We start from the raw sequence: 4,792 nt of genomic DNA, 5'->3' as shown, positions 1-4,792 counted from the left end.
TGTCGCCCGAGGCGCACGAAGCGCTGGCCATCGCCATGAACCGCCTGGGCGCGCGCAGCAATTCCGGCGAGGGCGGCGAAGACCCGGCCCGCTACGGCACCGAGAAGGCATCGAAGATCAAGCAGGTGGCGTCGGGCCGTTTCGGCGTGACACCGACGTACCTGGTCAATGCCGAGGTACTGCAGATCAAGATCGCCCAGGGTGCCAAACCCGGCGAAGGCGGTCAGTTGCCGGGCCACAAGGTGGACAAGAACATCGCCCGGCTGCGTTACGCCAAACCCGGCATCGGCCTGATATCCCCGCCGCCACACCACGACATCTACTCCATCGAAGACCTGGCCCAGCTGATCCACGACCTGAAGGAGGTCAACCCGCAGGCCCTGGTTTCGGTGAAACTGGTGTCGCACGCGGGCGTCGGCACGGTGGCCGCCGGCGTGGTGAAGGCAGGCGCGGACCTCATCACCGTGTCCGGCCACGATGGCGGCACCGGTGCCAGCCCGCTCACCTCGATCAAGTACGCCGGCACGCCGTGGGAACTGGGCCTGGCCGAAACGCAGCAGACGCTTCGGCTGAACGACCTGCGCGACCGCGTCCGGCTGCAGACCGATGGCGGCCTGAAGACCGGCCTGGACGTGGTGAAGGCCGCCATGCTGGGCGCTGAGAGTTTCGGCTTTGGCACGGGCCCAATGGTGGCGCTGGGCTGCAAGTACCTGCGCATCTGCCATCTGAACAACTGCGCCACGGGCGTGGCCACGCAGCACCCGGTGCTCCGCGCCGCCCATTTCACCGGCCTGCCGGAGATGGTGATGAACTATTTCCGTTTCGTCGCCGAAGACGTGCGCCTGCACATGGCCGCGCTCGGCGTGCGCTCGATGGCCGAGCTCATCGGCCGCAGCGAGAAGCTCGAACAATTGAAGGGCACCACCACCGGCCACGGCCAGCTCGATCTTTCCCGCCTGCTGGGTACCGATGGCCTGGCCAACCACGAGGCTACGCAATGCGTGCTGCCGCGCAACCCGATGCGCGATCCGGCGGCGCTGGCCACGCGCATCAACGAAGACACGCGTGAAGCAGTGGCGCATGGCACGGGCGGCACGTTCGACTACGACATCGCCAATACCGACCGCGCCATCGGCGCGCGGCTGTCCGGTGAGGTTGCCCGACGCTGGGGCGATGCCGGCATGGCGGGCCATCCCCTGCTGCTGCGCCTGCGTGGCGCGGCAGGCCAGAGCCTGGGTGCATGGAATGCCGGTGGCGTGCACATCGAACTGGACGGCGAAGCCAACGATGGCGTGGGCAAGGGCATGGCCGGCGGCCGCCTGGTGATCCGCCCGCCGGCGGATTCGCCTTTCGCCAGCCAGGACGCCGCCATCATCGGCAATACCTGCCTGTACGGCGCCACCGGTGGCGAGCTGTTCGCCGCCGGCCGCGCCGGCGAGCGCTTCGCCGTGCGCAACTCCGGCGCCCTGGCCGTGGTGGAAGGTGCCGGCGATCATTGCTGCGAGTACATGACCGGTGGCGTGGTGGCTGTGCTCGGTTCCACGGGCCTGAACTTCGGTGCCGGCATGACCGGTGGCTTCGCCTATGTGCTTGACCTCGACCGCGACTTCGTCGATTGCTACAACCACGAGCTGGTCGACATCGTGCGCATCTCGCCTGAAGGCATGGAGCACTACATGCAGCACCTGCGCAATCTCATCGCCCGCCACGCCGAAACCACGCACAGTGCCTGGGGCCGCAAGGTGCACGCGGATTTCCGCGGCCTGCTGCAGCGCTTCTGGCTGGTCAAACCCAAGGCGGCGAGCCTTGATGCACTGGCCGAAGAACTGCGGAGCGCCGCATGAGCGCGAAGGACTTCCGCTTCCTGGAGGTATCGCGGCAGACGCCGCGCACGGTACCGGTACCGGTGCGCGTGCTGGGCTATTCGGAGATATCGGGCGACTTCGCAGCATCCGAGGCCGCCACCCAATCCGAGCGCTGTATCGACTGCGGCAATCCGTATTGCGAACACGCCTGCCCGGTGCACAACTACATCCCGAACTGGCTGAAGCTGGTGCAGGACGGCCGCCTGTTCGAGGCGGCCACCTTGATGCACGAAACCAATCCCTTGCCGGAAATATGCGGCCGGGTGTGCCCGCAGGACCGCCTGTGCGAAGGCGCCTGCACGCTTGAGCAGACCGCCTTCGGCGCCGTCACCATCGGCAGCGTCGAGAAATGGGTGACCGACGAGGCCATCCGCCAGGGCTGGCGTCCGGACCTTTCCCGCGTGCGCGAAAGCGGCCGCCGCGTCGCCATCGTCGGTGCGGGTCCGGCGGGATTGTCCTGTGCCGACCGCCTGCGCCGCGCCGGTATCGCAGCCGACGTCTACGACCGCTACCACGAGATCGGCGGACTGCTCACCTTCGGCATCCCGCCGTTCAAGCTGGACAAGGCCGTGATGCGCACGCGTCGCGAGGTGCTCGAAGGCATGGGCGTGCGCTTCCGCCTGGGCATCGAGATCGGCCGTGACCTCGACTTTGCCGAACTCGTCGATGGCTACGACGCGGTGTTCGTCGGCACGGGCGCTTACACCTATGTCGACGGCCGCCTGGATGGCCGCGAACTGACGGGCGTGCATGACGCGCTGCCATTCCTGATCGCCAACGTTCACCGGCTGCTGCGCGATGAAGTGCCCTCGGCAACCTACGACATGCGCGGCAAGCACGTGGTGGTGCTGGGCGGTGGCGACACCGGCATGGACTGCAACCGCACGGCGATCCGCCTGGGCGCGGCGTCGGTCACCTGCGTCTATCGCCGCGACGAAGCCAACATGCCCGGCTCGCGCCGCGAAGTTGGCTACAGCCGCGAAGAGGGCGTTCAATTCCTCTTCCACAAGCAGCCGGTGGCCTTGCTCGGGGAAGACGGCCAGCTGAACGCGGTGCGCGTGGTGGATACGGAGCTTGTCGCCGGCGCCGATGGGCGCATGCGACCGCAGAACATCCCCGGCAGCGAGAGCGACCTACCGGCCGACGTGGTGATCCAGGCCTTCGGCTTCCAGCCGAGCCCGCCCGACTGGTGCCAGCTGCACGGCGTGGCGCTGGACCCGTCGGGCAAGATCCTGGTGGGTGGGGCGGGGCAGTTGCCCTTCCAGACCAGCCACCCGCGCATTTTCGCCGGCGGCGACAACGTCCGCGGTGCGGACCTGGTGGTCCGCGCCGTCCATGACGGCCGGGAAGCCGCCGGATCCATCGCCCGCATGCTGGCCGATACCCCCGTCGCCCAGCCGGTGGCCGCGGTGGCCTGATAACCGGCACAATGGGGGAATGAATCGCCCGGGGGTCATACCTGCATGTGCCTGATCGCGTTCGCCTGGAACGTGCACCCACGCTGGCGCCTGCTGCTGGTGGGCAATCGCGATGAGTTCCATGAGCGCCCTTCGGCCCCCCTGGCGCGCTGGGAAGTCCATCCCGGCATCGTTGCCGGGCGTGACCTGCAGGCCGGCGGTACCTGGCTCGGGGTCGCCGACGGGGGCCGGGTGTGTGCCGTCACCAATGTGCGCGATCCCCGCGACACGCATGGGGGTCTCTCACGCGGGCTGTTGCCGGTGGAGTACCTGATCGACGGTAGTGCTTCGGGGCATGCCGAAGCCCTGCGCCAGCGCGCCGCCGACTATCGCCCCTTCAACCTGCTCACCTTCGACGGCCAGTCGGCGTACTACATCGGCAACCGGCCGACGGCGCGCGTGGAAGCGATCGTGCCCGGCGTGCATGGCCTGTCCAACGCCGACTTCAACGCGCCATGGCCGAAAACCCAGGCCGCCAGCGAGAAACTTTCGCGCTGGATCGACGGCGCTGACGACGGCGATTTCGAATCGCTGTTTGAGATCCTCGCCCACGAGGGCACCTGGCCCGACGACGTGCTCCCCGATACCGGTGTAGGCATCGACCTGGAGCGCCAGCTCTCGGCCACCTTCATCCGCGGCGAGCGCTACGGTACGCGCGCCAGCACCATCGTTGCGGTGGACCACGACGGCGCGACCATCGTGGTGGAGCGGCGCTTCGGACCCAATGGCGAGAAGGCCGGGGAAACCGCCGTGGCGATCGAAGCGTCGATCTAGAGCAGCAGCGAACGGCCGCCGTCGACGCGGATCACCTGTCCGGTGACGAACTTGGCATCGCGAAGCAGCCATAGCACGGTGCTTGCGATGTCCTCTGGGTCGCCGCAGCGCTTGAGCGGCGTCGCGGCAATCATCGATTCCCGTTCCGTGTAGTCCTTGCCGTGCTCAGGCCAGAGGATCGCGCCTGGGGCAATGGCATTGACGCGCACCTGCGGCGCGAGTTCGATGGCCAGCGATTGCGTCATCGCCACCAACGCGGCCTTGGCCATGCCATACACCGTATGCTCGCGAAGCGGGCGCTCGGCATAGATATCCACCATGTTGACGATGGCGCCCTGCTGCGCGGCCAGGTGTGGCGCCGCCGCCTGTGACAGGAACAACGGCGCACGTGCGTTGCTGGCGAAGAGATTGTCCCATGCCGCGCCGTCGATGCTGCCGACTGGCGTGGCATGGAAGCTGGACGCGTTGTTCACCAGCGCGTCAAGGCGGCCGTGCCAGCGCGCAGCTTCCTCCACCATGGTGGTGAGCCGGGCATCGTCAGCGAGATCCGCGCTGAGGGTGAGTACGCTGTCGGCGCGCAAGGCATTGAGTTCCGCGGCCAACGCCTGGGCCTCCACCGTCGACCTGTGGTAGTGCAGCGCGATGTCGAAGCCTTCCGCGTGAAGGCGGCGCACCACCGCCGCGCCGATGCGGCGG

At 67.9% G+C, this 4,792-nt stretch carries 4 protein-coding genes; 3 read left to right on the top strand and 1 reads right to left on the bottom strand.

Translation table 11 applies throughout. The features are described from left to right. From gltB to VK519_RS05230, 3 genes are all read left to right on the top strand, one after another. A partial coding sequence (gene gltB / locus VK519_RS05240; RefSeq protein WP_324348077.1) for a glutamate synthase large subunit occupies nucleotides 1-1,844 on the top strand: 1,844 nt, incomplete at its 5' end. Next, a complete protein-coding gene (locus tag VK519_RS05235) occupies nucleotides 1,841-3,283 on the top strand; it encodes a glutamate synthase small subunit GltD family protein (RefSeq protein WP_324348076.1) in 1,443 nt (480 codons plus the stop codon). The genes gltB and VK519_RS05235, both read left to right, overlap by 4 nt. Nucleotides 3,284-3,328: 45 nt before the next feature. After that, nucleotides 3,329-4,096, top strand: a complete 768-nt coding sequence (locus VK519_RS05230; RefSeq protein ID WP_324348075.1) for an NRDE family protein — start codon at nucleotides 3,329-3,331, stop codon at nucleotides 4,094-4,096. Here VK519_RS05230 and VK519_RS05225 read toward each other — a convergent pair. Continuing rightward, the coding region (locus VK519_RS05225) for a pteridine reductase (RefSeq protein WP_324348074.1) at nucleotides 4,093-4,792 on the bottom strand (700 nt) is incomplete at its 5' end. The genes VK519_RS05230 and VK519_RS05225 overlap by 4 nt on opposite strands.

It is taken from the genome of Pinirhizobacter sp., from assembly GCF_035317885.1.
Lineage (GTDB): Bacteria > Pseudomonadota > Gammaproteobacteria > Xanthomonadales > Rhodanobacteraceae > Pinirhizobacter.
This window is presented reverse-complemented; position numbering and strand designations above follow the sequence as displayed.